General features: G+C 69.9%; 23 protein-coding genes and 1 pseudogene. 10 read left to right on the top strand and 14 right to left on the bottom strand.

The window, feature by feature from the left end; translation table 11 throughout:
* The first annotated feature begins 6 nt into the window (after positions 1 to 6).
* The 5 genes from IF67_RS0120635 (at position 7) to IF67_RS0120610 (ending at position 4,687) form a co-directional block, all read left to right on the top strand.
* Positions 7 to 261, top strand: a complete 255-nt coding sequence (locus IF67_RS0120635) for a lasso peptide biosynthesis PqqD family chaperone (RefSeq protein WP_030987723.1) — start codon at positions 7 to 9, stop codon at positions 259 to 261.
* A complete protein-coding gene (locus tag IF67_RS0120630) occupies positions 258 to 692 on the top strand; it encodes a lasso peptide biosynthesis B2 protein (RefSeq protein ID WP_030987721.1) in 435 nt (144 codons plus the stop codon). Before IF67_RS0120635 ends, IF67_RS0120630 begins: the two co-directional genes overlap by 4 nt.
* Entirely contained in the window at positions 689 to 2,548 is a 1,860-nt protein-coding gene (locus IF67_RS0120625; RefSeq protein ID WP_234341203.1) for an ABC transporter ATP-binding protein, read from the top strand. The genes IF67_RS0120630 and IF67_RS0120625 overlap by 4 nt, the downstream gene beginning before the upstream one ends.
* 213 nt (positions 2,549 to 2,761) lie before the next feature.
* Positions 2,762 to 2,893, top strand: a complete 132-nt coding sequence (locus IF67_RS45770) for a hypothetical protein (RefSeq protein ID WP_267959223.1) — start codon at positions 2,762 to 2,764, stop codon at positions 2,891 to 2,893.
* Positions 2,894 to 3,946: 1,053 nt separating this feature from the next.
* Positions 3,947 to 4,687, top strand: a complete 741-nt coding sequence (locus IF67_RS0120610) for a FadR/GntR family transcriptional regulator (protein ID WP_324608886.1) — start codon at positions 3,947 to 3,949, stop codon at positions 4,685 to 4,687.
* A 501-nt stretch (positions 4,688 to 5,188) separates the two neighbouring features.
* Here the strand turns inward: IF67_RS0120610 and IF67_RS45765 are convergent.
* Positions 5,189 to 5,314 (bottom strand): hypothetical protein, encoded by a 126-nt coding sequence (locus tag IF67_RS45765; RefSeq protein ID WP_267959222.1) that lies wholly within the window; start codon positions 5,312 to 5,314, stop codon positions 5,189 to 5,191.
* 116 nt (positions 5,315 to 5,430) lie between these two features.
* Here IF67_RS45765 and IF67_RS45055 point away from each other — a divergent pair, with 116 nt between their 5' ends.
* Positions 5,431 to 6,033, top strand: a complete 603-nt coding sequence (locus IF67_RS45055) for an AMP-binding protein (RefSeq protein ID WP_030987715.1) — start codon at positions 5,431 to 5,433, stop codon at positions 6,031 to 6,033.
* Entirely contained in the window at positions 6,024 to 6,920 is an 897-nt protein-coding gene (locus tag IF67_RS0120600) for an SDR family oxidoreductase (protein WP_030987713.1), read from the top strand. Before IF67_RS45055 ends, IF67_RS0120600 begins: the two co-directional genes overlap by 10 nt.
* 462 nt (positions 6,921 to 7,382) lie before the next feature.
* Here IF67_RS0120600 and IF67_RS0120595 read toward each other — a convergent pair.
* From IF67_RS0120595 to IF67_RS0120580, 4 genes and pseudogenes are all read right to left on the bottom strand, one after another.
* Positions 7,383 to 8,303: pseudogene (locus IF67_RS0120595) on the bottom strand (L-tyrosine/L-tryptophan isonitrile synthase family protein); the annotation flags it as partial.
* A gap of 134 nt (positions 8,304 to 8,437) precedes the next feature.
* Positions 8,438 to 9,712 (bottom strand): cytochrome P450 family protein, encoded by a 1,275-nt coding sequence (locus IF67_RS0120590; protein WP_030987710.1) that lies wholly within the window; start codon positions 9,710 to 9,712, stop codon positions 8,438 to 8,440.
* A 9-nt stretch (positions 9,713 to 9,721) separates the two neighbouring features.
* The gene (gene asnB, locus IF67_RS0120585) at positions 9,722 to 11,548 is read right to left on the bottom strand and encodes an asparagine synthase (glutamine-hydrolyzing) (RefSeq protein WP_030987708.1); all 1,827 of its coding nucleotides are present in this window, start codon (positions 11,546 to 11,548) and stop codon (positions 9,722 to 9,724) included.
* Positions 11,549 to 11,565: 17 nt separating this feature from the next.
* A complete protein-coding gene (locus IF67_RS0120580; RefSeq protein ID WP_030987704.1) occupies positions 11,566 to 12,975 on the bottom strand; it encodes an MFS transporter in 1,410 nt (469 codons plus the stop codon).
* A 309-nt stretch (positions 12,976 to 13,284) separates the two neighbouring features.
* Between IF67_RS0120580 and IF67_RS0120575 the strand changes: the two genes are divergently transcribed.
* Positions 13,285 to 13,500, top strand: a complete 216-nt coding sequence (locus IF67_RS0120575) for a heavy-metal-associated domain-containing protein (protein WP_030987702.1) — start codon at positions 13,285 to 13,287, stop codon at positions 13,498 to 13,500.
* Between the two features lie 68 nt (positions 13,501 to 13,568).
* Here IF67_RS0120575 and IF67_RS0120570 read toward each other — a convergent pair whose 3' ends face one another.
* From IF67_RS0120570 to IF67_RS0120535, 8 genes are all read right to left on the bottom strand, one after another.
* Positions 13,569 to 14,378 (bottom strand): ABC transporter ATP-binding protein, encoded by an 810-nt coding sequence (locus tag IF67_RS0120570; protein WP_030987700.1) that lies wholly within the window; start codon positions 14,376 to 14,378, stop codon positions 13,569 to 13,571.
* The gene (locus IF67_RS0120565) at positions 14,375 to 15,376 is read right to left on the bottom strand and encodes a FecCD family ABC transporter permease (protein WP_234341211.1); all 1,002 of its coding nucleotides are present in this window, start codon (positions 15,374 to 15,376) and stop codon (positions 14,375 to 14,377) included. Before IF67_RS0120565 ends, IF67_RS0120570 begins: the two co-directional genes overlap by 4 nt.
* Before the next feature lie 77 nt (positions 15,377 to 15,453).
* A complete protein-coding gene (locus tag IF67_RS0120560; protein WP_030987697.1) occupies positions 15,454 to 16,530 on the bottom strand; it encodes an ABC transporter substrate-binding protein in 1,077 nt (358 codons plus the stop codon).
* A 185-nt stretch (positions 16,531 to 16,715) separates the two neighbouring features.
* Positions 16,716 to 17,327 carry a sigma-70 family RNA polymerase sigma factor gene (locus IF67_RS0120555; RefSeq protein WP_030987695.1) on the bottom strand — a complete coding sequence of 204 codons (612 nt, stop codon included), beginning with the start codon at positions 17,325 to 17,327 and terminating at the stop codon, positions 16,716 to 16,718.
* 195 nt (positions 17,328 to 17,522) lie between these two features.
* Positions 17,523 to 18,209 (bottom strand): hypothetical protein, encoded by a 687-nt coding sequence (locus IF67_RS0120550; protein WP_030987693.1) that lies wholly within the window; start codon positions 18,207 to 18,209, stop codon positions 17,523 to 17,525.
* Between the two features lie 294 nt (positions 18,210 to 18,503).
* Complete coding sequence (locus IF67_RS0120545; protein WP_030987691.1) at positions 18,504 to 19,064, bottom strand: copper chaperone PCu(A)C; 561 nt, start codon at positions 19,062 to 19,064, stop codon at positions 18,504 to 18,506.
* The gene (locus IF67_RS0120540) at positions 19,061 to 21,322 is read right to left on the bottom strand and encodes a heavy metal translocating P-type ATPase (protein ID WP_030987689.1); all 2,262 of its coding nucleotides are present in this window, start codon (positions 21,320 to 21,322) and stop codon (positions 19,061 to 19,063) included. The genes IF67_RS0120545 and IF67_RS0120540 overlap by 4 nt, the downstream gene beginning before the upstream one ends.
* A complete protein-coding gene (locus tag IF67_RS0120535) occupies positions 21,322 to 21,576 on the bottom strand; it encodes a hypothetical protein (RefSeq protein ID WP_030987688.1) in 255 nt (84 codons plus the stop codon). Before IF67_RS0120535 ends, IF67_RS0120540 begins: the two co-directional genes overlap by 1 nt.
* Positions 21,577 to 22,850: 1,274 nt before the next feature.
* On the opposite strand from IF67_RS0120535, the gene IF67_RS0120525 reads away from it, so the two are divergent.
* Entirely contained in the window at positions 22,851 to 23,690 is an 840-nt protein-coding gene (locus IF67_RS0120525) for a class I SAM-dependent methyltransferase (protein WP_030987684.1), read from the top strand.
* 983 nt (positions 23,691 to 24,673) lie between these two features.
* On the opposite strand, the gene IF67_RS0120520 is transcribed toward IF67_RS0120525, so the two are convergent.
* The gene (locus IF67_RS0120520; RefSeq protein WP_037839621.1) at positions 24,674 to 25,366 is read right to left on the bottom strand and encodes a TetR/AcrR family transcriptional regulator; all 693 of its coding nucleotides are present in this window, start codon (positions 25,364 to 25,366) and stop codon (positions 24,674 to 24,676) included.
* Positions 25,367 to 25,419: 53 nt separating this feature from the next.
* Here IF67_RS0120520 and IF67_RS0120515 point away from each other — a divergent pair, with 53 nt between their 5' ends.
* Positions 25,420 to 26,538, top strand: coding sequence for an FAD-dependent oxidoreductase (locus IF67_RS0120515; RefSeq protein WP_030987681.1), 1,119 nt, complete (start codon positions 25,420 to 25,422; stop codon positions 26,536 to 26,538).
* The last annotated feature ends 85 nt before the right edge of the window (positions 26,539 to 26,623 follow it).

The following is a 26,623-nucleotide window of genomic DNA, read 5'->3' as shown; positions in this document are numbered from 1 at the left end:
ACACGCATGGCATTGAAGTTCGGGGCCAATGTCTCCACTGCCGAGACGGACTACGGCACAGTCCTCCTGGACGAACGCGCCGGGGACTATTGGGAGTTGAATCCCACCGGCACCCTGGTGGTCAACACGCTGATGGCGGGCGGTGACGAAGCCGCCGCGGTCGCCGCGCTCGCCGACGAGTTCGACATCGACCTCGTCCAGGCGAAGCAGGACGTCGACGCCCTCGTACAGCAACTGCGGGCCTCGGGGCTGGCCGAATGACGACCCCCAGCGCCCTGGAGCGGCCCACCGGCGTGCCCTTCGCCCGGCGCCTGGCCGCCCGACTCGTCCTGCCCCCCGCCCTCGCGCTCTCACTCCTGCCGCCCCGCCGGATCCGCGCCGTGCTCCACCTCACATGTCGCGGAGCCACGCCGGCCACCGCCGCACAGGCAAAGAACGCACGGGACGCGATGTGCGCGGTGAGCCTGCGCTGCGCAGGCCCGAAAGGCTGCCTGCCCCGGTCTCTGGGAGCGGCGCTGCTGTGCCGCCTGGGAGGGAGCTGGCCGACCTGGTGCACCGGGGTGCGCGTGGTGCCGCCGTTCACGGCGCACGCCTGGATCGAGGCGGACGGCCGCCCCGTGGACGAGGGTGTACCCGACGACTACTTCACCCGGCTCATCACGGTCGCCGCCGCGAGCCGATCAGGCCGATGACCGACACCGTCGTGGATCAGGCGCAGCCGGCGGCCGAGGGCGACCGCTCCACCCGGGCCGCGGTCGCCACCATGTACCGGCTCACCACCGGCCACCGGGCCTCCATCACCGTCGCCACCGTACTCACCCTCGTCGGCTCCGCGCTCGGGCTTGCCCAGCCGCTCGTCGCCCAACGGGTCGTGGACGCGAGCGGGCGCGGACAGATGTTGTGGCCACTGTTGCTGCTCCTCGCCGTACTGTTCGTCACCGAAGCGGCAACGGGCGCGGTGAGCCGCTTCGTTCTGGAGCGCATGGGCGAAAGCATCGTACGAGGGCTGCGCCACAGTCTGGTGGCGCGGCTGCTTCGGCTGGAGATGCGGGAGTACGACCGGCACCGCAGCGGCGACCTGATCTCCCGGGTCACTGCCGACACCACCCTGCTCAGAGAAGTCGTCTCCCAGGCACTGGTCGACCTGGTGACGGGTGCCCTCGTCGCGGCGGGGGCGATCGTCCTGATGTTGTGGATCGATCCGCTGCTGCTGCTCCTGGTCGCCCTCACCGTAGCTACCGCCGCCGTGATCGTCGCCTCGCTCCTCAAGGGCATCCGGGCCGCCTCCGAACGCATGCAGACCTCCGTCGGCGCGATCGCCGCCGACCTCGAACGCGCGCTCGGCGCCCTGCCGATGATCCGGGTTCACCGAGCCGAGGACCGTGAAGCGGGCCGCATCGGAGAATGCGTCGAATCGGCGTACAGCGCCGGCGTACGGACCGCGAAACTCGCCTCCGTGATGAGCCCCGCGGTCGAACTCGCGGTACAGGGCTCCTTCCTGATCGTCCTGGTCATTGGCGGCCTGCGGGTCAACGGCCACGCCAACTCCCTCGGCGACCTGGTCGCCTTCCTGCTGTACGCCTCGTACCTGGTCCTTCCGCTGTCCTCGGTCTTCCGGGCGGTCGGCCTGATCCAGCGTGGCATGGGGGCTTACCAGCGCATCGAGCAGGCGCTGTCCCTGCCGGCGGAGCCCTCCCAGGAGGCGCCGGCCGTCCGGGCATCCACGCGCGAACCGGCGCGGCGGACCGCCTCGTATCAGGAGCCCGCTCTCGCCCTGCGGAATCTCAGTTTTGGCTACGACCCGGACCGGCCGGTGCTGCGCGGCGTCTCGTTCACCGTCCCCCACCGGCAGCAGACAGCCCTGGTCGGCCTGTCGGGTGCCGGAAAGAGCACGATCTTCGCCCTCGTCGCCAGATTCTACGAACCGGACTCCGGGGCCCTGCTATTCGATGGCCTGCCCGCCACCGCACTGAGCCGCACCGCATGCCGCGGACGCATCGCCGTCGTCGACCAGAACACCCACGTCGTCCACGGTACCCTCTGGGACAACATCACCTACGCCACGCCCGACGCCACCGAGGCCGAGGCACGACGCGTCGTCGAGCTCGCCCAGCTGGAAGGGGTCGTGCGGCGGCTGCCGGGCGGCTTGTCGGGAATGCTCGGCGAGCGCGGCGGCACCCTGTCGGCGGGCGAGCGCCAGCGCGTGGCCCTGGCCCGCGCCCTGCTCGCCCGCCCCTCGATCCTCCTGCTCGACGAGCCCACCTCCCACCTCGACACCATCAATGAGACCGCGCTCACCACAGTGATGAAGGACGTCGCCCGGGAATGCGCCCTGCTGGTCATCGCACACCGGCTCTCCACGGTCCAGCACGCCGACCAGATCGTCGTACTGGACAGCGGCCGCACCGCCGCCCGCGGACGTCACGAGGAACTGCTCACCAGCAGCCCCATCTACCGCGAACTGGCTGCTGGACAGATGCTCCGCCCGGCCAACGCCCGGACCTCCGCCGACGCAACCGTCCGCCCCCACCCACGCCACCCGTTGTGAACCGGACACGGGCACGACGCCGAGAGGACCTCAGGCAGCCCGGCATCCCGCCCACTTATGACCGGCAGGCTACCGACCCCGCCCCACCGATGTCGGCGCTTGCCGCGAAGACCACAAGCTTACGAACCAGCCAGGATCAAGATCATTCCTTAGCGCTCAGTCCGCCAGCATTACCGGTGGGATCCCGAATGCGCGGCTGATCGGCAGGCGGTGGTGACCGACATCCGCGCCGGCATTCCGGGCCGGGGCGAGTGGCCGGTGGAGGACCCGGACATGCTGACCGTGACGCGGCCGCGCGCCGAACGCATCAAGGCCGACGGGTCGTGCCACGGACTCTTCCGGTGAGCGGCGCGCACGCCCGCCCGCGGCAGGACTCCATCGCCGTGGCGGTGTGGCGGCCCATCATGCTGCTCGCCGCCCTCGGGGTGAGAGCCCCGACCGCGTCCTCAGCGGCGCGGTAGACGCCCCCAGCGCCCCGTCCCGCGACACCATGCCGGACACCGCGGCGCCGACCGATGCAGCCGGGCACGCAGCTCCAACACGTCCCTGCCGGTGTGGGACACGCACCAGCGCCTAGGTGTATTGACCCGGGCTGGCGCCTGGGGGGGTGTCGGCCCGGCGGCTAGACAAGTACCTGATCGAGGGCGGTGACCTTCACCAGGCGGCCTTGGAGCAGGCAGCAGGCGAACTCGTACCAGGCGGAGGTGCACAGCAGCAGTCCGAGTCGAGTTGCTTCGGCCGGTCCATCCCCCAGCGCGGATGCACCGGCGCGTTCAGGCGAGCGGGCTGACCAGAGGGCTGAAGTGTCGCGACCACGGGCAAGAGGTGACAACAGCATCAGCCCTCCCGGACAGCCGGCTTCGTGTCCGGGCTGGCCAGGGCCCTTGTCCGGAGGCGTCCCGGACAGCCCGCACACCTCCCACAAGCCGGATGGCGGAAACGTTCGCCCAGGGTGCGAGCCTGCTCCGCCCTCCTCCGCTAAGCCCTGACACGGACCGTTGCCGCGGTAACCGGAGGTCTTGCGGGGCGTTCTACGGGCCGTATGGATCCGCGCTCCTGCACACAGCTGCTCCAAGTCTCCCTCCCAGGATTCGACGGACGGGTGCTGCCAGACCTGCTCCACCTTGCGCGCCGCCTCGGAGGCTGAACCGGGTCTTGCTCATCAATCGAGGTGCGAACGAGCCTGTCTGGTTGTGGTGGTGGTTCGCGCACGACGCCCCCTTGCTCCCGAATCCGCTCGCACCGCCGCCCGCCCGCCCGGAGAAGAATGGAACTACCCGATCCTCGATGCCGCCCCACGAGGGGACTCCAACAGGCCCGAAGGCGACGGCGGAGCAGGCAGTACCGTCCCGCAAGAGAACCTGTCGCGGCCGCCGGTTCGGGAAATCTGATGTTCAAATGTCTGATGTTTGTCTGTATGCTGTCTCCATGAAACCCATCAGTACACCGCGGAGGACGGCAAGCCTGTCCGCGCAGCTCGTGGACAGTCTCCGCTCGCACATTGAGACAGGTGGATGGCCGGTGGGAACGCGAATCCCGCCGGAGCAGGCCCTCATCGAGGAGCTCGGGGTAGGACGCAGCACGCTGCGGGAGGCACTCGGCGCGCTCGTGCATCTGGGCCTGTTGGAAGCCCGCATCGGGGACGGCACCTACGTCCGTGCGTCAAGTGAACTCCAGTCGGTCATGGTGCGGCGAGCGAGTTCCGTGCAGCGGGACAACGTTCTCGAACTGCGCACCGTCCTCGAGGAGTACGCCTCAGGGGCCGCCGCCCTGCGTCGCAGCGCGGACCAACTGCACCAACTGCGAGAGCTGCTGGCCGACGCCGACGCTGCCTGCGCCGGTGAGGACATGTCCACGGCCAGCAGTGTCGACGCGTTGTTCCACCGGGCCGTCGTCCGGGCGAGCGGAAACGACCTCCTGGTCGAGGTGTACGACCACCTCGGTACGGCTCTCACCTCCGCCCTGGGGGGGCTCCCCTGGGACGCCGCCGGCGCCGAGGAGCATGCCGGCCTGCACAGGCGACTCGTCAACGCGATCGAGGCCCAGGACGAGAGCGGCGCCCGCGACGCGGCGGCTGCGATCGTCCAGCTCACCCGCGACCACGAGGCCAAGGCACCGCGCGTGACGGAGGGACAGTGAGTCCGCAGTTGTCTTCGATATCCCGTCAGCGCTCCACCTGCAGACCGCCGGCCGACATAGAGCTGGGGCGGGCTACTGAGCGCCCTCCCACCGCTAACGTCCGCCCCGGCGTCGCCTCTGGTGGCCCTGGCAGCCGGCAGTGTCCTGCCCCTGCTCACCCGGGGCCATTACGACCAACGATGGACTGCGGCCGGGCCTCGTCCTCGCGATGACTTTCAGAGCGAAGACGCCGGTGGCATGGCGCTTTCCATCGGCTACCTCGTAGCGGCGGCCAGCCCCTCCTCCTCGGCATCCTGCACCCGACACCACGAGCGGCTGGACACTTCCCCTCATGGTCCTGGTTTCCTCAGCCTTGCCATTGCAGGTGCCGGGCACGGCGCAGAGCGAAACCGCCAACTGCGTTGTTGCCCCCACAGATAGCCATCCACTACCAGGCCGGCGGCTACCGGCCCCATCAGCAGCCGGTCGCCCACCAGCAACAGGCCGCACTGCCCGGCGGGGTCAGCGCTCCACTACGGCCCACAGGATCAGCTCGGCCTGGATTGCGGACGCGCCACAAGGTGACAGGTCATTGACGGCGACCTCGACGCGTCGCTCCACACCCTCGTTCGCCCGAGCCGGAGCCATGCGCCCGGCCCCGCCCCTTCAGGCTCTGTGCCGTCCCCACCCCCCGCCTCCCCCCGTCCGAAAAGTGAAGATCCCTCCAGACAAACGGGCCCTCAAAGCCACAGAGGAGACCACCCATGACCGGCTTACAACCCCCAACTGACAAGTTCAGCGCACGTACCGCTCAGCGCAGCGCTCACCTGTATGCGACAGATCCACAGTTCCGCGGCGCCGCGCCCCTGGACGCCACCACCGAGGCGATCCGGCGGCCGGGCCTACCACTCGCCGACCTCGTGGCCACAGTGATGGAAGGGTACGCGGACCGCCCCGCCCTCGGCGAGCGTGCCACGGAGCCGGTCACCGACCCGCATACGGGCCGCACCACGCTGCGCCTCCTGGAGCGGTTCGACACGATCACCTACGGCGAACTGTGGGAACGTGTGGGCGCGGTGGCCGCCGAGTGGCGACACCACCCCGACCACGCCGTGGGCCCGGGTGACTTCGTCACGGTTCTTGGTCCCACGAGCGCCGAGTTCACCATCGTGGATCTGGCCTGCGTCCGTTCCGGTGCGGTGAGCGTTCCGCTCCAGGCCGGAGCCTCGGCGGAGCACCTGGCCCCCATCGTCGCGCAGACCGGACCGCACCTGCGCGGGGCGCAGCAGCTTGCGCATTCCGGAGAGCAGCCCGCCTCGGGCTCGACAAGGAGACCTGGCAGCGTCTGGCCGACACCGTGGACCTGATCGTTCACCCGGCGGCACTCGTCAACCATGTCCTGCCGTACGACCAGCTGTTCGGCCCCAACGTGCTGGGTACGGCCGAACTGATCAGGCTCGCGGTCACCTCCCGGATCAAGCAGTTCACCTACCTGTCGACGGTCGCCGTCGTCTTCGGGTCCGAGGCCGCGGCCGATGAGGCGGCGGACATCCGCACGGCCTGTGGGGCGCGCGACCTCGACAGCAGCTACGCGAACGGGTACGCAGCCAGCAAGTGGGCGGGCGAGGTGCTTCTGCGCGAGGCGCACGACACGTTCGGCCTGCCGGTCACCGTGTTCCGCTCCAACCTGATCCTCGCCCACCCACGCTACCGGGGACAGCTGAACATCCCGGACGTCTTCACCCGCCTCGTGCTGAGCCTAATGGCAACAGGAATCGCCCCAGGCAGTTTCTACGCCCGGGGCACCGGCGACGGCACCGGGCACTACGACGCGCTCCCCGTGGATTTCACAGCACAGGCCATCGCCTCGCTGGGCGACAACGCACGGAAGGGGTACCGGACCTTCAACGTCGTGAACCCGCACGAGGACGGAATCTCACTCGACACGTTCGTCGACTGGCTGGTGGCAGCCGGACACCCCCTGACGCGCATCCACGACTACGACGAGTGGCTCGACCGCTTCGAGACCGCCCTGCGCGGCCTGCCCGACCGCCAGCGGCAACATTCGCTGCTCCCCCTGCTGCACGCCTTCGCCAGGCCGGAGAAGCCCCTGTCCGGCTCTGCCCTGCCGGCGGACCAATTCCGCGCGGGAGTACGGGCCGCCGCTCTCAACAAGGAAAACGACATCCCCCATCTGTCGCAGGACCTGATCACCAAGTACGTGGCGGACCTTCGGTCACAGCGCCTGCTGTGACCGAGCCCAGTTCTGACGGCTGCGGCAGCTGAGGTGACCAGAGTCTCTGACGCTCAAGGGGGGCGCCGGCTGCTCTTGGCCTGGAGTGGGCGGCGGGGGCCGCGGCAGCGTGCGCACCGTCGGGACCACCGGCGACGGTAGGACAGTTCAGCCAGCACCGCGCCCCGGCATCCAGGGCGCCGGGGCGCTCTCCCGAGAAGCGACTCGGTGCGCGGCCGTGGACAGTGGTCGTGCCGGCTGCCCACGGCCGCGCTGCCGGCTCGGCGGACGTGCACCGTCACCACATCAGAGGCGTGCAGGCGCACGGGATTCTGGTCGTGCGGGCTGGTCAGGCCGTACAGCACCGCACGGAACTGCAGGTCGCCGCGGGGCACTCTCGCCCTGCATGGTGCCCGGCCCGGTTTCCTGGGCCGACTCCGCGCGGTCCAGCCCTTGACCGCAGAGTGACCCGATCAGCTCTGTGAAGTGGCTGGCCCTGCCGTCTTGCCGTACCAGTCTGCCGAGCTGGGCAGCTCTTGCGCGTGGCATGAGGGTCCAGGTGCCGTCGGTGCGATGCAGGGCGGCGGAGTGCCAGGGGGTGGTCCAGACGTCGGGGGCGTCGAGGAGGCGGATGCCGAACTTGGGGGCGCCGATGGGCTGGGGATGGATGGACAGGCGTACGGCGTGGGGGTGGTGTTCGGCGATCAGGTCACCCCAGGCGCGGCTGCGCTGGATCACGCCGTAGGCGCGTTGCCGGCATGCGCGTTGGAGGGCGGACCGGGTCCCTGCGTGGTCGGCGGTGTCCTCGGCGAGGAAGCGGGTGATGCCGCGGTAGAGGGCGAGGGCCTGGGCGTCGGCGCGGATCTCGGCACGCAGTGCGTCCAGGGCGGGGGCGTAGCGCTGGTGGACGTGTGCGCGCTTCGTGTCGTGCGGGAGGTCGCCGAGAACGTCGCGCAGGTCGAAGACGGAGAGTCTCTGAAGCCCCCATCGGGCTATGAGTGTGCGTAGTTCGTCGGCGTAGGCGTCTATGTGCTCGTCGGAGACGTGGATGAGGTCACCGAAGACGTGGCCGTCGGAGCAGATGATGACGCGGGCGCCGGGTGGGTGGATCCGCTCGATCTCGGCGCACAGGGTGTTCAGGAAGGTGAGGGAGAGACGTTCTCCCTGGTCGGGGAGGTGGCCGAGGACCTTGGCCGGGTTGGGAGACTTGCAGGGAAAGCCGGGCAAGGTGAAGACAATGGGGGCGCCGCGGCCCACGTAATGAGCCATTCGGTGAATTTGGTGGGGGAATGCCTCCGCGGTCGCCGGGATCCGGTCGGTCGTGCGGTGATGGGGCAGGAGCAGTTTCAGGATCGCGGCGCCGATGCTCGTGGGGGAAGTGTCAGGCGCGGTCGTCAGTGGCATGTCATTCCTCCGGAGCGTATGGGGGCACGTCGGAATGGCGCCGTGGCGGAGGGCCGGGCGCCGGTGGTCAGTAGGCAGGTCAGCTGGGGTCCGGTGAGGACACGCAGCCGGTCCCGGTCAGTCGGAGGCCGGCATCAGAGGCGTGGGTCGTAGTCGACGGGCAGGTGGTTGGTACCGCGGCCGAGGACGGCTGGGATCCACTCGATGTCCTCGTCCCTGATGGCCGGCTGGAGGCCGGGCAGCCGGGTGAGCAGGGTGCCGAGGGCGATCTGGAGTTCGGTGCGGGCGAGGGCGGCGCCGGGACAGAAGTGGACACCGTGGCCGAAGGCGAGGTGGGGGTTGGGGGTGCGGTCGAGGTCGAGGGTGTCGGGGTCGGGGAAGCGACGGGGGTCGCGGTTGGCCGCGCAGAGGGAGACGATCACGGAGTCGCCGGCCGGGACTTCGGTGCCGTGCAGGTCGTTGTCCTGGTCGAAGAAGCGCCAGGTGGTCAGTTCGAAGGCGCTGTCGTAGCGGAGGAGTTCCTCGACCGCACGGGGCAGGAGGTCCGGGTTGTCACGTAGGCGGGTGAGCTGGTCAGGGTGGCGGAAGAGGGCGATCAGGGCGGTGGTGATCTGGTTGGTGACCGGTTCCTGGCCCGCGACGAGGAGCTGGAAGATCATGGAGTCCAGCTCTTCCGGGGACAGTTCGCGGCGGTCGCGGGCCACAACGAGGCGGCTGAGCAGGTCGTCCTCCCAGTGCTCGCGCTTGTGGTCGACGACCTCGGCGATGTAGCTCTGCAGGCCGTGGAGGCGGGCTTCGTACCGCGGTCGTCCGGGGTCGGTGGGGCCGACCGGCTGGACGACCTTGCCCCAGTCGCGGTCGAAGCGGTCGGCCAGCTCCTGTGGGAGACCGATCACTTCGGCGAGGACCTGGAGGGGGAAGCGGGCGGCGATGGTCGCGACCAGATCGGCGGGGCCGGTCTCGGGCAGTGCATCGACGAGAGCGTCCGCCAGTTGCTGGAAGCGGGGGCGGAGCTGCTCGATGCGGCGTGGGGTGAAGGCGTCGGTGACGAAGCGCCGCATTCGAGTGTGCTTCGGCGCGTCCTGGTGAAGGAGGTGGACCTGGAGCTGGGAGTGCTGGGGTTCGGGCATGATCGAGGCACGGGAGCGCCAGCGGTCATTGCCGCGGTCATGGTTCTTGCCCAGGCGGTCGTCGTTCAACGCGGAATGTGCGGCTTCGTAGCCGGTGACGAGCCAGGCTTGTACCCCGCTGGGGAAGAGGACCCGGTGGACCGGCCCGGCCTCGCGCATCCGCTCGTAGAGGGGGTACGGGTTGGCCTTGTAGGGGCAGCCCGTCAGCGGGACCGGATCGGGCAGGGGCTCGGGCCGGGGCTTCGGCTCGATGTCCGGCCGGGGTTCCTGGAGGGTCATGCGGGCTCCTCAGAGGGCGAGTTCGGGCTGGTAGTGGTCCAGCCACAGGGCGAGGTCGACGACGCGTTCGAGGCGCAGACGGTGGCCCCACTCCAACTGGTCGGGCGGCGTGTCCAGGCAGGGCTTGATGCGGGTCTCGTCGGCCAGGGCGCGGACCTGATCGACGGACAGGGCATCACGGGCCATGTCCTGTAGGCCGCGGTTGTAGTCGGGGTGGTGGGTGGCCGGGTAGTGGTTCTTGGGGCGGTGCAGCACGGAATCGGGGGCGAGCCCGGTGCCGGCCGCGCGCAGCAGGCTCTTCTCGCGGCCGTCGAAGCTCTTGAGGGCCCAGGGGGTGGTGAAGGCGTACTCCACGAGGCGGTGTTCGCAGTACGGGACGCGGACCTCCAGACCCTGGGCCATGCTCAACCGGTCCTTGCGGTGCAGGAGTTGGCGTAGCCAGCGGGTCAGCGACAGGTGCTGCATCTCGCGTTGCCGGTGCTCGGTGGGCGTCTCGCCGTCCAGATGCGGTACGGCGGCCAACGCGCTGCGGTACGTGTCGTCGCGGAACTCGCCGATGCGAAGGCCGAGTTCCGGGTTCAGCGGCATGGCGGCCTCGTCGCCGGTCACCAGCAGCCAGGGGAAGGTCTCGGCAGCGAGCGCCTTCGGGTTGTGGAACCAGGGGTAGCCGCCGAAGACCTCGTCCGCGGCCTCACCTGACAGGGCGACGGTGGAGTGCTTGCGGATCTCGCCGAACAGCAGGTAGAGCGAGGTGTCCATGTCGCCGACGCCGATCGGCGAGTCCCTCGCCACGACGACCGCCTTGCGGTGCTCGGGGTCGAGCAGGGCGCGCGGGTCGAGCACGACCGTGCTGTGGTCGGTGCCGATGAAGGCGCCGGCCTCGATGGAGTAGGGGGTGTCGTGGCCGGTGCGCAGGACGTCACCGGTGAACTGCGCAGCCTGGTCGCTGTAGTCGACGGCATAGGAGCGGATACGGGCGCCCGGGCCTTCGCGCAGCCGGAGTTCGTCGGCGAGTAGGGCGGTCAGCACGGTGGAGTCGATGCCGCCGGACAGCAGGCTGCACAGCGGGACGTCGGCCTCCAGCTGACTGCGGGCGGCCGTGCCGACCAGTTCACGGATCCGCTCCACGGTCGTTGCCCGGTCGTCGTTGTGGACGTGGGCCTCCAGCTGCCAGTAGCGGCGCTCGCGGAGGCCCTTCCGGTCCAGGACGAGCAGGCCACCGGGCTCGACCTCCCGCACCCCGGACCACACCGTCGGACCGGTGTTGAACAGCAGGCCGTACGCCTCCCGCAGTCCGTCGGCGTCCACGCGGGGCCGTATCTCCGGGTGGGCGAACAGTGCCTTGGGTTCGGAGGCGAAGGCGAGACCGCCGTCGACGGCCGCCCAGAACAGCGGCTTGACGCCGAGCCGGTCGCGCACCAGTACCAGCCGCTGGGCGCGCTCGTCCCAGACGGCGAAAGCGAACATGCCCTCCAGGTGGTCGGCGACGTCCTCGCCCCACTCCGCGTACGCGCGCAGCACCACCTCGGTGTCGCTGCGCGTACGGAAGGCATGTCCTCGGCCGCGCAGCTCGGCCCGCAGCTCGTGGTGGTTGTAGACCTCGCCGCTGTAGCCGAGCACGAGGGCCGGCTCGTCGGGCCGGTCGGTCATCGGCTGCACCCCGCCTTCGAGATCGATGACGGCCAGGCGGCGGTGACCGATCGCGGCCCGTTCGCCGAGCCAGACGCCGCCGGCATCGGGACCGCGTGGCGTGAGGGTGGCGGTCATGGCCTTGATGACGGGGGCCTGAGTACGGGCGTCGCCGTGAAAGGACGCCCAGCCGGTGATTCCGCACATGGGGGGCCGCTCCTTGTTCAGGTATGGGCGCCGCGCGCCGCGTCGATGGTCTTCTCGGGCGGATCGGCCCGGCGGCAGCCGGGCAGTGCCAACAGCGGTACCGCGAGACAGGCGCCGGTGGCTGCCAGGGCGAGCCCGGCGTGTACGCCATCACCGGGTCCGGCAAGGCCCCAGACCGCGGTGGCCAGGGCCGGGCCGAGGGTGAAACCGAGGCTGCGGGCGAATTGCACCGTGGATCCGACGGTGGCGATCCGATCCGGTGGGGCGGCACCCATGACCAGGGCCTGGGTGGGACCGCCGTTGAGGCCCATGCCTATACCGGCCAGTGCCAGCCGCCAGGCCACCTCCCACGATGACCAGCCATTGCCCAGCGGGACGAGCAGCAGCAGACCGGCGGCCGTGAGCAAGGCCCCGATGGCCGCCACCGGCCGCGCGCCGTACCGGTCGGCCAGGCGCCCGCCGAGCGGCCCGGCCAGGCCCATGCCGAGCGGGAAGGCGAGCACCGTGAGCCCGGTGGTCGTGGCACTGACGCCTTCGTCGCGCTGGAGGTGCAGGGCGACGACGTAGTGCATGGCGGCGAATCCGGCGGCCAGGGCGAGCACCGATCCGTGCGCCCGGGACAGTCCCGGGACCCGCAGCACGCCGATGACCGGACGACACCCCGGACCACGCAGCCACCACCACAGCGGCGGAACGGCGGCGACCACAAGCACCAGCCACCCCGGATCGTTCGACGCCAGGGTCAGTGTCAGCAACAGCACCGCCACACCTGTGGCCACCAGCAGCGCATCCACCAGCGATCGCCGGTCGGGCCACCGCAGCCGACCGTCCCGCGGCATCGTCCTCCACGCCACGACCAGGGCGAGCGCACAAAAGGGAATCTTCACGAGGAAGACGGAGGGCCAGCCGAAGTGGTCCAGCAGCAGGCCACCCACGGCCGGTCCGGTCACCGCCCCCAGCGGCCCCAAGGTCGCAGGAACGCTCATCGCCCGCCCCCGCAGCTCCGGCCGTACCGAGCGCATCGCGAGCACAGGCATCAGCACGAACAACACCGCCCCGAACGCGCCCTGCGCAAAGCGGGCGGCGATCAACCAGGCCGCCCAGGGGGCGCAAGCGGCCAGGGCACTGCACAGGCCGAAGCCTGCGATCGCTGCCGACACTGCGGAGCGCAGCCCCGCGCCGTCCAGCCACCGACCTACCGGCAACAGCAGTGCCACCACCGGAAGTTGATATGCCAGCGCCGCCCACTGGGCGGTCGCAGCGGACACGTGCAGGCCGTCGGCGATGTCCGCAAGTGCCACATTGACGATGTTCATGTCGAGCATCGCCACGAAGGCCAACGCCCCCACCACGGCCACCAGCAGCCAGCGATCCTCACTGACGGGTTTGCGACCGGGCTGTTCCGACCCGGAATCGTCGAGTGTCACCCTTCCCCCTCACCGACGCGGGCTGCCGGGATGGCAGCCTCGAACAAGAAGTCGGAAGGAGACGGCGGTGAGTTCCCCCCCCCGCCCAAAAAAACATACCGATCAGAAGGAGACCTCTGCACCGATCACCCGAGTCGGATGGGGTCTCGTGAGCCGGGCGCTGGTGCCGGGCGTCGGAATCGGCACATCAGCTGGGGAACTTCGAGCACCGATCATCCGACTACTGAGGTGCCGGGCTGGACTGAACACCCCGCCCCTGCGGATCCGAACCCTCACGTCAAAGCCGCACCGACATCCAGGAGTTGTGCCATGCCCCAGAAGCAGTACCACGTCACCGGAATGAGCTGCGAGCACTGCGTGGCGAGCATCAAAGAAGAGGTTTCGGAGGTGCCCGGTGTGAACGAGGTTGTGGTCGATCTCGCCGCGGGCGCTGTCACGGTGCACGGCGCTGACCTCGACGACGAGCGGCTGCGTGCTGCCATCGTCGAGGCCGGGTACGGCGTCGACGACTCGATCGCCGCCTGACCTTGCTGATGACGGAGGGCGGGCGGAACCGCCGTCCCGCCCGCCCTCCGTCCCCTCCGTCCCCTCCGTCATCCGCGGCTCTCCACCGCCATGGCCGCCCCGGCGTCGGCCGGTGCCCGATGGTCGAATGCGATCAGCGGGTCGCCGGTCAGCGGGTGGTCGACCACGGCCGCCCGCACCCCGAAGACATCGGCCATCAGCTCAGGCGTGAGGACGTCACGCGGTCTGCCGGAGGCGACCACAGCCCCGGCATGCAGCACGTGCAGCCGGTCACAGACCGACGCGGCCGCATTCAGGTCGTGCAGCGACACCAGAGTCGTACGGCACTGCGCACGCAGCAGGGCGAGCAGCTCCACCTGATGGCGGACGTCAAGATGGTTGGTCGGCTCGTCCAGCACCAGGACGTCCGGGTCCTGGGCGAACGCGCGGGCCAGCAGAACGCGTTGGCGCTCGCCCCCGGACAAGGCGGTGAAGCGACGTCCGGCACAGCCGTCCATGCCGACGTCGGACAGGACCTTCGCAACGATGTCCCGGTCGGTGGCATCCTCCCCGGCAAAGGCCCGCTTGTAGGGCGTGCGCCCCATCGCGACGACCTCGCGCACGGTCAGCTCGAAGTCGCTCCCCCGCTCCTGCGGCAGGGCCGCAACGTGCCGCGCCGACTGGAGCGGGGGCAACTCGCTCAGGTCGGTACCCCCCAGCAACACCCGCCCGGCGGTGGGCTTCAGGTGCCGGTAGACGGTGCGCAGGAGGCTGGACTTGCCGCTGCCGTTGGGCCCGACCAGGCCCGTGATCTCGCCCTCGACCGCCACCAGGTGGGCGCCGGCCACCACCGTACGGCCGGCATAGCCGATGTGCAGGTCCTCAATGTCGATCCTCAACTTCCGCTCCCCAGGCGCCGGTCCAGCAGATACAGGAGGGCCGGAGCCCCGATGAGCGAGGTGACGACGCCGACCGGCAGCTCCTGTGAGTCCATGGCCGTACGGCAGACAATGTCGACCACGACCATCAGCAGGGCGCCGAACAGCGCGGAGACGGGCAGGAGCCGTCGGTGGTCGCCGCCGACGAGGAGCCGGCAGACGTGCGGCACCATCAGCGCGACGAAGGCGATCGCGCCGGAGACCGCGACCAGGACGCCGGTCAGCACACTGGTCACCGTGAACAACTCGCGGCGCAGGCGGGTGACGTCGATGCCGAGTCCGGCTGCTGTCTCATCCCCCATCAGCAGCGCGTTCAGCCCCCGGGCCCGCGCCTGTAGCCACAGCAGGGCCACCGGAACAGCCACCGCGGGTACCGCGAGCAGCTCCCAGTTCGCCCCGCTGAGGCTGCCCATGAGCCAGAACAGCACACTGTGGGTCTGCTGCTCGTCCCCGGTCTGGAGCACGAGGTAGCTGGTGAAGCCGGAAAGGAACTGGCCGATCGCCACCCCGGCCAGCACCAGCCGGAGCGGCGCGAAGCCCCCACCGCGCCGGGCGATCACCCATACGAGTGCGAAGGTGGCCAGGGCTCCGGCAAAGGCCGCACCGGACAGGCCCAACCCGAGCGCGCCGCCCGCTCCCAGGCCGAGCACGATGGCGGTAACCGCTCCGAGGGAGGCGCCGTTGGAGATGCCCAGCAGGTACGGGTCGGCCAGGGGATTGCGCACCAGCGCCTGTACAGCCGTACCGACAATACCGAGACCGGACCCGACGAGTGCCGCCAACAGAGCGCGCGGGACGCGCAGTTGCCAGACGATCAGGTCGTTTGTGCCGGGGCGTGGTGCCTCGCCGCCGAGCCGCCGCCACACCACGCCCCACACCTCACCGGGCGGGATGGACGTCGACCCCCAGGCCACGGCCGCCGTCAACGCTGCCAGCAGTACCACCCCCAGGACCGCCATCAGCGGCCCGACAGGCACGCTGCGCGCGTCCGGAGCGGCGTCCGCGGCGGTGCGGCGCAACAATGTGGAGGCCACGGCTAGCCGACCTTGCCGGGGTAGAGGGTGTTGGCGATCTCCTTGACCGTGTCGGCGTTCCGGACGCCGGCGATGGTGGTCTGCTCGGAGCCGATGTGCAGGAAGTGGCCCTCCTTGACCGCCTTCAGGCCCTTGGTGGCCGCATTGGACTTCAGCCACTTCTCGGCGTCGCCGAATGCCTTCTCGTTCGCGGCCTCGCTGCCCCGATTACGAACGCCGAGTTGGATCCAGTCCGGGTTCTTCGCGATCACCTTCTCCCAGTCGACCTGCTTGTAGTCGCCGTTGCAGTCGGCGAAGACGTTGCGGGCGCCGGCCAGAGTGATCACGGCGTTGGCGACCTGGCGGTTGCAGGTGACGCTGGGCTGCTTGGTGCCGGCGTCGTAGTCGAAGAAGAAGTACGTCGGCCGCTTGCTCTCGGCCGTTCCGCCGACCGCCTTCTGGACGGCGTCGACCGTCTCCTTCATCCCGGCGACGAGTTCCTTCGCCTTCGCGCTCGTGCCGGTGACCGCACCGAGGGCCGTGATGTCGGCCTCGACGGCGGACAGGTCGGTGACCGGGCTCTTGCCCGTCGCGGCGCAAGCGGTGGACTTCAGGTAGATGTGCTTGATCCCGGCCGCCTTGAACTCCTCCTCGGTCGGCGCATCCCCCATTCCACCGCCCATGCTCCCCATCGAGGCGAAGGTGTCGATGTACAGATCGGCGCCGGAACCGAGCAGCTTCTCCTTCGGGATCACACTCCGGCTGAGCACCTTCACCTTCTGCGCCTGCCCGTCCAACTCGCCGGGCAGCGCGCCCTTACCAGGCGGGAAGCCCGTGCCGATGACCTTGTCGCCTGCACCCAGGCGGAGCAGCAGCTCCAAGCTGGAGGCGTTGCTGGTGACGATCTTCTTCGAGGCTGCGGAGAAGGTGGTCTTGGCGCCCATGCAGTCGGTGATGGTCGCCGGGTGGGCACCGGAGACGGCGCTCCCGTCCTTCCCCACGGTCTTGTCCGCCGTGTCCTTCCCCCCACCGCCGCAGCCCGCCGCCAGCAGGCAGCCCAGCACGACGGCCGCCGTACCGCCCCACACACGAGAACGCATCGAACAACTCCCGGATCCACTCGGCACGCGGGCGAACCTCCGTCACCCGATCCAGTAGTCGGAGCGAACCCGCTCTGAGTTCCCGACCAGTGGAAAGCAGACGCATGAGATCCGCTTCAGGCGACGACGAGGATGTCGGCGCCGACTTGCTTCCGGTCGGCAGCAACGCCCTCGTACCCATGGGCTCAGGCCGGCACGGCGGGTTCGTCCGCCTCGTCCAGCAGGTCCATCAGGGTCGCCCGAGCACGGGAGACGCGGGAGCGGAGCGTGCCGACCGGGCAGTCGCTGACTTCGGCCGCTTCCGCGTAGGGCAGGCCGAGGAGCTGGGTGAGGATGAACGCCTCCCGGCGCTCGCCCGGCAAGGATGCCAGCAGGTCGAGCAGGGCGACGCCGTCGTCGAAGCCGGGCAGATCCTGCGGCTGGGACCGTTCGACAGCCACCTGCCAGTCCGGTACGTCCGACAGCCGGGGTCGAGCGGCGCTGTACCGATAGCTGTCGATGACGGCTCGGCGGGCGATGGACAGCAGCCAGGAACGGGCGGACGAACGCCCCTCGAAGCGGTGGAGGCTGCGGAGCGCCCGCAGAAAGGTGTCCTGAGCCAGGTCGTCGACGGCCTGGGGATCGGCACAGAGATGGGCGACGTAGCGCTGGACGTCACGGTGCGCGGCGCGCACGAACTGCTCGACGGCCTCTGCGTCACCTCCTCGGGCGGCCAGCGCCCAGGCGGTTATCGACTCGTCGACCGATGCCGCTTTCTCGGTTTTGCCGTGCGAGGCCGGCGGGGCAGAAGTGATCACTTGGTGCCCTTCTCGGGATACGTGATCCGGACCAGGGGCGCGCGAGGGCGCGAGCGGTCCGGTGAGTGCGGAGACGGCCCTACGACGCGGTGGCCCGATGCCCTGGTGGCACGGCGCCATGACGCCAAGTCCCTTGTGCGGACGTACGGCCGCGGCCCGAGGCGCACCACATCAGCCCCGGGGTACCAGCTGTCTTCAGATGACAGCCGTCCCCGCAGGAGGCCCTCTGGAGGTGATCGCGTGGACGAGAAGGAGAAGACGGGGCGCGTGGTCCGACTGAGGGCTTCGCACGCGGACGCGGAGACAGTCCCGGACGATGGGCGGGGCGAGCAGCAGCAGCCTCAGCGGCCCCGCCAGCCAACCGGCTACGGCTCGCAGGATGCGGAAGACGGCCTTCTCCCCGAACGCCAGCCAGAGGCCGCTGAGCAGCGCGGCGAGCAGATGGGCGGCGAGCATGCCGAACGTCGATGAGCCGCCGTCCGTAGAGTGCCCCATGTGAACCGTGTGGCTCATGCCCATGTGACTGATGGTCATGAGCCACACGGGTATGGACTCCGTCTTGATCGAAGCCATGTCCATGTGCACGGCCCCCATGTCGCTCATGTCCATGGGGGCGGTGCTTCCCGTCACCGACTGGGCGAGCGAGAACGCCGAGTGCAGCGCTGTCTGCGCGGCGACCGCGACCGTCACGATCAGCGGCAGCCCGCGCTCACGGCCCGCCAGGCACCAGCCCGCAGCACCGGTCACGGTCAGGCCGACGGCCAGCGTCCACGCGGGGACCTGGCTGCCGGACATCATGACGTGCCCCAGAGCGGCGAGCAGCACACAGACGGCCGCGAACACCGCGGCCCGTACCGTGCGAGAACACCACCCTGCCGTCATGGCGCCTCATCCTCGTGTCCAGGCTCTGGTCGTCATGAGGGGGTACGGATTCGCCTCGCCGGCGCATTCACCTCGCCGGGTGTGATCCAGACCACTGCGGTGGGCCGAAGCTGACCGGGACGTTGCCACCTGCCGTCTCCCGGAGAGCGGGTCTGCGGCCGACGCCCGCCCATGCTTCTGGTCATGGCGCCCATGACCAGGCCTGCGCAGCCGACACCGGCGCTGCACTCCGGTGCCGTCGCGCACACAGCAGTAACCGCACCGCAGTAGCCGCACCGCCTCGGCAGGCGTCGATCACGCGGAGTTGTCGCTCGGACGGATCACCACCGCGGGGGTCTTGATCGCCCCGCTGCGCTCGAAGTGCAGGGTGAACGACACGAGGTCGCCCGCACGCCACCGGGCCTTGTGCGTCCCCCCGGCTCTCGGCTTCGCTCGAGCAGGGGGTGTTACCCCCACAGTCACGTCCAGTCCATGCGGGGACATGGCCAGTTCGCTGCCCGCGGCCACCGTGGCCGAGACCACGGTGCTCCGGTAGGCGGCTCCGCTCTTGGCAGTGCGGTGACGGCTGAGGCCGATCTCTCCTTCGGTCCCGGAGGATGTCACCTTGACCAACCGGTCATCCGCGCCACCGATGTTCGCAATGTCGAAGAAGGCGGCGGTCTCCGTGCCGTCGGCATACGGCAGAAGGACCCGCCCGGACGAGACGGCGATCCGAGCCGGGCTGCCCGCCTTGCCGACCGCGGCCCAGGTGGCAAGGCCGCCCAGCGCGAGACTGCACGCGGTGGCGGGCGCGAGCGCGGCGAGCAGGGCGTCGACCAGCCGACGGCGGGACGGACGCCAGGGGTTGTCAGTCATCGGGTGCGCCTCCGGGCGGGATTCGGCTGCCAGACGCGCAGCCGCAGACTGTTGCCGACCACCAGCAACGAGCTGGCCGACATCGCCGCAGCGGCGAGCATGGGGTTGAGCAGGCCGACCATGGCCAGCGGCACGGTCACGAGGTTGTAGCCGAACGCCCACACGAGGTTGACGCGGATCGTGCCCAGCGTGCGCCGGGCGAGCCGGACCGCATCCGACAAAGCCTCGATGTCACCGCGTACCAAGGTCACGTCGGCCGCCCCGATGGCAACATCCGTGCCGCTGCCCATGGCGATGCCGAGGTCGGCGCCGGCCAGCGCGGCGGCATCGTTCACGCCGTCGCCGATGACCGCGACGCGACAGCCCTGCTCCTGGAGATCCCCTACGAGATCGGCTTTGTCCTCGGGCGTGCGGCGGGCGTGCACCTCGTCGATGCCCAGGGCCGAGGCGACGGCAACGGCGGGCGCCTCCTGGTCACCGGTGGCGAGCACCGGGCGCACACCGAGGCGCCGCAGCTGCTCCACGGCCCGGTAGCTGCCGGGTCGTACGACATCGCCGACCTCGATCAGGGCCTCGGCCGCACCGTCCACCCGGACCAGCACCGGGGTGCGTGCGGCAGCCGCGGCGACCGGCAGCGCATCCGCGAGAGCGGCTGGCAACTCGTCGTCCGGGGCCAGAACTTCGACCAGCCGACCCTCGACCCGACCGAGCACACCGTGCCCCGGCACGGCGCTGAATGTGCTCACCTCCGGCAACCGCCGCTCGGCCGACTCCCGCCGGGCATAGGCGGTGATCGCCCGCCCGAGTGGATGTTCCGAGCCCTGCTCGACCGCCCCGGCCAGTCGCACCACCTCGTCGCGGCCGAGCCCGCCCGGCACGGAGGTGACCTGGGCGACGCTCATGTGGCCGGAGGTGAGCGTGCCGGTCTTGTCGAGGACGACGGTGTCGATGTGCTGGAGACCCTCCAGAGCCTGCGGGCCGGTGACAAGGACACCCAGTTGAGCGCCCCGGCCGGTCGCGGCCATCAGGGCGGTCGGCGTCGCCAGGCCGAGGGCGCAGGGACATGCGACAACGAGGACGGCCACACACGCGGTGATAGCCGCCTGCGGGTCGGCCCCGGCTCCGAGCCAGAACCCGAGGGTCGTGACCGCCAGCGCCAGTACGACCGGAACGAAGACGCCGGCCACCGAGTCGGCCAGCCGCTGCGCCCGCGCCTTACCGGCCTGCGCCTCCGTCACCAGCCGGGTGATCCGCGCGAGCTGCGTGTCGGCACCGACCGCGGTAGCCCGCACGAGCAGCAGTCCGCCGGAGTTCACGGCCCCACCGACCACCGCGGAGCCCGGCCCGACCTCGACGGGCTCGGTCTCGCCGGTGACCAGGGACAGGTCCACTGCCGAACTGCCCTCCGCCACCTCGCCATCGGTGGCGACCCGCTCTCCTGGACGCACGACAAAGACGTGTCCGACGCTCAACTCCTCAATGGAAATGAGTCGTTCGCTCCCGTCCTCGCGTACTGCGACTTCCTTCGCGGCGAGTTGGGCGAGCGACCGCAGCGCAGCCCCGGTCCCACGCCGGGCCCGCGCCTCCAGGAACCGCCCCGCCAGCACGAACAGCGTTACGCCGACGGCCGCTTCGAGGTAAATGTGCGCGACACCGTCCGACGCTGACGGCACCAGACTGAACGGCATCCTCATGCCGGGATCGCCCGCACCGCCGAGGAACAGCGCGTACACGGACCAGGAGAAGGACGCCGCCACGCCGAGCGACACCAACGTGTCCATGGTGGCCGTCGAATGCCGCAGCCCCCGCACCGCCCGCACGTGGAAGGGCCAAGCACCCCACGCGGCGACCGGCGCGGCGAGGACGAAGCACAGCCACTGCCAGTTCCGGAACTGCAGACCGGGCACCATCGACAGCACGAGCACCGGCACCGCGAGCAACGTGGTGACCACCAGCCGGTCACGCTCCTGCTTCGCGCCCGGCGCCTCCCCCTCGCCGTCGCCGTCAGGCTCCCGCCGCCTGGGCGGCTCGGGCAGTGCGGCCGTGTAGCCGGCCTTCTCGACGGTCTTAATGAGCTCCTCGGGGCTGATCTGCGGCGGGTGGCTCACCCGGGCCCGCCCGGTGGCCAGATTCACGGTCGCCGTCACCCCGTCCAGCTTGCCGAGCTTCTTCTCGACACGCTTCACACAGGCCGCGCAGGTCATACCGCCGATGGCCAGGTCGGCCGTCACGGAGACAGCCACCGGTTCCGCGCCCATCAGCCGCCACCTCCGTGCATGCCCCCCATGCCGCCCGTATCCGTGCCGCTGCCCGCGCCACCATCGTCGAGGCCACCGCGGCTCGTTTCGGTGCCGTGCATACCGGGCGCGACGGGCCCGGCGGCGGCGCCGACCGCGTACGACACCGCGAACATCAGCGCCAGCAACAAGAGGAAGCCGCACAGGGCAGGAGGGGGCGCCATTCTCCGCAGCACCGCCCTCGCACCGGAGGAGGATTGCCTGGACTCGTCCATCAGCCACGTCTCCCGATCACGTCATACGGCGTCGGTCGGATCGCGCCGTACCGATTCAGTAGTCGGGCAACCCAACGGCCGAGTTCCGGAGCTCCCATATGTCGCGCGTCACATGCTGACCGTTCACACCCGCGCCCGCACTGGCTGTCCAGCGCCCGCCGACGGGATGGGTCGGCGGAACGCGCGGCGAAGGGAGTTGCCTACCACTCCAGCAATAGCTGGAGTGTGACCTTCGCTCGCCATGGACGGCTATGCCTCCACCCGCATTCTGCGGCAACTCCTGTATCGAGAATGCGAGTTGCCTTCAACCTCACATGTCCGCACCTCAGCGCCTTGCGCCGTCCGCCGGGCCAGGGACGACTCCACAGAGCCGTCCGCGAACCCATCCGCGGAAGCGATGCGCCGATCCCCACGCAAAGAACCCGTGACTTCTGACTGGGAAACCTCGGCACTAATGGAGGCGGGACAGGAGGAGCAAGCCCCCCACGAGCATCAAGGGCAGACCCATGGCACGCAGGGCTTCAGGCCGCGCGAAGAGAACGGGCACGTATGGCGTCTCAAGGAGTCCGTTCCTCCAAAGAGTCTCGCGGTGCCGATCAGCCGCCCTTTTCTGTATCCGCTCGCACCTACGCCTGATGAAACCACCCACATCGAAGAGTACGCAGGCCCCCACCACGAGGTACACCATCGCAAGCCCGATATCCATGGCAGCCACACTACGGCGCGCTCCCGAGCGGGACCGCCATCGGACCGAAGGGCTAGACCGCCACCGGGCCGAACGGCTCGGCCGGATCACCGTCGTGGAGACCATCAAGGAGGGCAGGACCGTCTACCCGCCCTCTCCCACACACCCAAAGCCCGCCCCCCGTCCTACAAAAGGCAATGTCCGCAGCCTTTGCCCACCACTGCTGATCCCTCGGGAAGGTCACCCAGTTGAGGGACTGACCAGCAGATCGGATCAACTGAGAGGACGTGCAGCATCCACACGCACCGGACCAGATCAGTTGAGATTCCGAGTCGCTGCTTGTCTCAGCTGATCCGGTCGCCACAGTTGACCTACGGCTGTTGGCCGGTGACCGAGGCCGTCGCCGGCCGTTCACTCACTCAGACTGCCTGAGGTAGGGACAACCACAGACCCATCCCGCCCGACACCGAGTCCCGGCGGTCGGCTACCTCGCGTGGAAAGACACTCTGACGCTGGTCGGGCTGCTGACGGGTAGTACTGGGTGTGCCGTCGCCTCCCGTGGCGGCGCGCTAACATCGCGGAGGTGCAGATGACCCAGTCTCACGGGGCGACCCCGTACCCGATCCCGCCCGCAGTGCAGGAAGCGTATGGTCCGGCCGATCTCAGCTCGATGTCCCTGTTCGGCGGAGGGTTCATCAACTTCGGCTACTGGCATGACATCGACCTCGACCAGCCGCTGACCGAACACGACCGGATCAGCAGCCAACAGGCCATGTACCGCCACGTGCTCGCCACCTTGGCGGCTGCACAGGAGCCGCGGGTCCTGGAGGTCGGCTCCGGGCTGGGGGTCGGTTGCGCCGTTGCACTCAAGGAGTACGGCTTCGCGCACGTCACCGGCATGGACATCCATCCACAGCAGCTCAAGCGGGCTGAACAGGCCAACGCCGATCTGTTGACCCGCCGCCCCGAACAGCTGCGCTTCGCACACGGAGCAGCCGAAAACATGCCGTTCGCGGAGGGCGAGTTCGACTGCCTGTACAGCGTGGAAGCCGCCCAGCACTTCCGCGACCTCGACGCGTTCGCCCGGGAGGCCGCACGCATGCTGCGGCCCGGCGGCCGTGCCGTCATCGCCAGCTTCTTCGTCCCCGATGCCGCCCCCGCCCGACCCGAGCGGCTGGCCGAACTGCTCGACACTTACAGCACCGGCCTGGACGTCGCACACACCATCCCGCAGCTCACAGGCAGCCTCGAACGGGCCGGCCTGACCGGGGTCCGCGCCACCCCGATCGGGGCGTCGGTATGGCCCGGCTGGGACCGCTGGCTGGCGCGCATGTGGGAGCCCGGCACCTGGCCTCGCAACTTCCTTCGGGCCTACCGTGAAGGCACCCTCGACTACTTCACGGTCACCGCACAACGACCCATGCCATGACCCGGCGGTCAGCCTTCGGAACCCGTTTCCCTGCGACTTCGGACAGCGAGGAACACACGCGCGAAACTGCGGCTTCCGGACATCCGCAGGCCGGTGGGCCGGAGTGGCTGCCCCGCCCCGGCGGCCACTGCACCTGAACTGCCCCGGCTCGTGGGGGAACCTGATGGCGCATCCCTTCGCGCACGCAATCCGCGTCTGGTGTGCAGCGGCGCCCGTGGCTCGCAGCGATGTGGCTCCCGCGGGAAAAAGCCTGTTCGGGCCGTGAGGCGACCAGCAGGTCCTGCCGGAGTATGACCACGAGGTCGCCGGCAGCCGTCCGCGACATGGACTGCGGCACGCCGGTACCGGCGACGAGGCGTTGCACAACCGGGTAACCGTCATTCCGGCAGTGGACGGACACGGCCGGCACTACGGCACCGGCGCCGCACACAACAGCTTGTCCACCGCAAGCCCCCGAGCGGCTGGGGTGTTCCGACCACCACGCTCAACAGCCCCTTGGGCACTCGGCTTCCGTCAGTTGAGGTGGGCGGCGTGACGCGGTGCGGGTGCCGCGCGCAGTCCGTGCGGAAGAGTGCCGTCGTCCGGCATGCCGGCCCGTAGCCATGCGCCGACGAGATCGGCGCGGCTTCGGTGGCGATGGGCCCAGACGCATGACCGGGCCGCTGGCAGTAGGTCCTTCGCGCACGGCTGCACGGCGGCGTGCGGTCCCCCGGCGCGGGTGCAGCGCAACAGGCTGCCCAGGCAACCATGTCGGTTGATCACCGTGCCCGCCGCGGCAGCGATGCCGGACGCCGTGCTACTCACTCCGCTCCGTCTGCTCACTCGAGGGTGCCATCGTTTGCCGACACCGAGTACCGTCATCCCGCGTCCGGCGCAGTGACAACGCCCTGAGTGGCGCAATCCAGAGCATCGGTGGCGGCACAAGCCCTTACGGCCCGTGGGCCCCGCCCCCGGCCTCGCTCGCATTCGGCAAGAGCTGAGCGTCACGCCGGCGGCCGGGTGAGTTTGGCGGCCACGGCGTCGAGAACCCAGTCCAGGCCGGTCGCGAAGGATGCCTCGGCGTCCACGTCCGTGCCGTCGTACACGGCCTTGGTCAGCGCCGGAAAGCGGCCCGTGGCCAGCATTTTCGTCAGATGCGGGCCGGAGGCGCGCTGCCAGTCGTGCTTGGACAGGCCGGTGGCACGCGCGGCCCGCAGGTTCGTGATCTCGCGGCGGATCGCGCCGTTGAAGTAGGCGCCGACGGTCTCGACGGCGCGCATGACGGTGTCGACGTCGGCGAGGCCGTCGAGGGCGGACAGCGTGGCCTCGGCCACCGCGAGGCCGTTCGGGCCGAAGGTCGGGCGGCCGCCGAGAAGGTCGGCCAGCCATTCGTGACGGAGGGCGGCCTGTCTGGTGCGGTGGGCGAGGATGCTCAGCGCCTCCCGCCAGTCGCCGGGCTGCTCCTCGGGGAGGATCTCGGCCTGGACCTCGTCCACCATGAGGTCGAACAGCTCCTCCTTGGTGGAGATGTATCCGTACAGCCGCATCGGGCCGGCGTTCAGCCGGGCGGCGACCTTGCGCAACGACACCGCCTCCAGCCCGCCCTCGTCGGCCAGCGCGATGGCCGCGGCAACGATCCGCTCCCGGTCGAGCGGCACGGGGCGAGTCGGCGGCTCCGGCCGGTCCCACACAGTCATGGTCACACCGTTCTGTTGCGATGCATCGTATTGAGGAAATACAGTGTATCGACATGAGGCATCGCATCGCAGTGGTCGGGAGCGGCCCTGCCGGCCTTACCTTCGCCCGCGTCCTGCACCGCCATGGCCACCCCGTCACCGTCCTCGAACGCGATCCCGCCCCCGACACCCGCCCCCCGGGCGGCACCCTGGACCTGCACGAAGGGCTGGGCCAGCTCGCGCTGGACAAGGCGGGGCTGCTGGCGGAGTTCCAGGCGCTGTCCCGTCCCGAGGGGCAGGCCATGCGCATCCTGGACACGGACGGGACCGTCCTGCGCGACTGGCGACCCCGTCCAGATGACCGGGCCAATCCCGAGATCGACCGTGGGCAACTCCGTGACCTTCTGCTCGGCCCTCTCGACGTCCAGTGGGGTCGGGGCGTGATGCAGGTGGCGCCGGGGACCCGGGATGGCGTACTGGTCCACTTCGCGGACGGGCGGCAGGAGACGTTCGACCTCGTGGTCGGCGCGGACGGTGCCTGGTCCCGGATCCGCCCGGCGGTCTCGTCGGCGACACCCCACTACACCGGCGTCACCTATGTCGAGACCTCCCTCGACGACATCGACACCCGCCACCCTGACCTCGCCCGGCTGATCGGCGACGGTTCCGTAGCTGTGTACGGCGTGAACCGCGCGCTCGTCGCCCAGCGCAACAGTGGCGGCCACGTCAAGGTGTACGCCCAGTTCCGCGCGCCGCTGGACTGGCACACGAACCTGGATCTGGCCGACGTCGAGGCCGTGCGACCGAGCCTGCTGGCTCTGTTCGACGGCTGGGCCGCTCCCGTCCTCGACCTCCTCCGCCACGGCACCGCTTTCGTCCACCGCCCTCTCTACGTCCTACCCGTCTCCCACACCTGGACGCACGTCCCCGGGGTGACGCTACTGGGCGACGCCGCCCACCTGATGCCCCCACTGGGGGCGGGCGCGAACCTCGCGATGCTGGAAGGCGCCGAACTCGCCGAGTCCATCGCCACCGGCCCTGCAGATCTGGACGAGGCCGTCCACGCCTTCGAGGAACAGATGTGGGCACGGGCCGGCAGATGGGCAAAGATCACGACGGCCGGTCTGGAACGCCTCGTGAGCCCGGACCCCGCCGAAGCCCTCGCCCTTTTCGACCAAGTCCAGCCATCCTGACTGCCAAGCGCGAGAGCACCAGCATTAACAGCTCGCCACGGCTTCACGGGACAGTACGGCACCGCCGCGGTGCCCTCCGGCGAAA

It is taken from the genome of Streptomyces sp. NRRL S-1813, from assembly GCF_000719605.1.
GTDB lineage: Bacteria > Actinomycetota > Actinomycetes > Streptomycetales > Streptomycetaceae > Streptomyces > Streptomyces decoyicus.
Note: the sequence above shows the minus strand (reverse complement) of the source record. Positions and strands in the feature narration are given on the sequence as shown.

Bases quoted from the DNA above. Each gene is read 5' to 3' on its own strand.
- IF67_RS0120635 (WP_030987723.1), top strand. From the start codon at position 7: ATGGCATTGAAGTTCGGGGCCAATGTCTCCACTGCCGAGACGGACTAC.
- IF67_RS0120630 (WP_030987721.1), top strand. From the start codon at position 258: ATGACGACCCCCAGCGCCCTGGAGCGGCCCACCGGCGTGCCCTTCGCC.
- IF67_RS0120625 (WP_234341203.1), top strand. From the start codon at position 689: ATGACCGACACCGTCGTGGATCAGGCGCAGCCGGCGGCCGAGGGCGAC.
- IF67_RS0120610 (WP_324608886.1), top strand. From the start codon at position 3,947: ATGTCTGATGTTTGTCTGTATGCTGTCTCCATGAAACCCATCAGTACA.
- IF67_RS45765 (WP_267959222.1), bottom strand. From the start codon at position 5,314: ATGGCTCCGGCTCGGGCGAACGAGGGTGTGGAGCGACGCGTCGAGGTC.
- IF67_RS45055 (WP_030987715.1), top strand. From the start codon at position 5,431: ATGACCGGCTTACAACCCCCAACTGACAAGTTCAGCGCACGTACCGCT.
- IF67_RS0120590 (WP_030987710.1), bottom strand. From the start codon at position 9,712: ATGACCCTCCAGGAACCCCGGCCGGACATCGAGCCGAAGCCCCGGCCC.
- asnB (WP_030987708.1), bottom strand. From the start codon at position 11,548: ATGTGCGGAATCACCGGCTGGGCGTCCTTTCACGGCGACGCCCGTACT.
- IF67_RS0120575 (WP_030987702.1), top strand. From the start codon at position 13,285: ATGCCCCAGAAGCAGTACCACGTCACCGGAATGAGCTGCGAGCACTGC.
- IF67_RS0120565 (WP_234341211.1), bottom strand. From the start codon at position 15,376: ATGGCGGTCCTGGGGGTGGTACTGCTGGCAGCGTTGACGGCGGCCGTG.
- IF67_RS0120560 (WP_030987697.1), bottom strand. From the start codon at position 16,530: ATGCGTTCTCGTGTGTGGGGCGGTACGGCGGCCGTCGTGCTGGGCTGC.
- IF67_RS0120550 (WP_030987693.1), bottom strand. From the start codon at position 18,209: ATGACGGCAGGGTGGTGTTCTCGCACGGTACGGGCCGCGGTGTTCGCG.
- IF67_RS0120545 (WP_030987691.1), bottom strand. From the start codon at position 19,064: ATGACTGACAACCCCTGGCGTCCGTCCCGCCGTCGGCTGGTCGACGCC.
- IF67_RS0120540 (WP_030987689.1), bottom strand. From the start codon at position 21,322: ATGGGCGCGGAACCGGTGGCTGTCTCCGTGACGGCCGACCTGGCCATC.
- IF67_RS0120535 (WP_030987688.1), bottom strand. From the start codon at position 21,576: ATGGACGAGTCCAGGCAATCCTCCTCCGGTGCGAGGGCGGTGCTGCGG.
- IF67_RS0120525 (WP_030987684.1), top strand. From the start codon at position 22,851: ATGACCCAGTCTCACGGGGCGACCCCGTACCCGATCCCGCCCGCAGTG.
- IF67_RS0120520 (WP_037839621.1), bottom strand. From the start codon at position 25,366: ATGACTGTGTGGGACCGGCCGGAGCCGCCGACTCGCCCCGTGCCGCTC.
- IF67_RS0120515 (WP_030987681.1), top strand. From the start codon at position 25,420: ATGAGGCATCGCATCGCAGTGGTCGGGAGCGGCCCTGCCGGCCTTACC.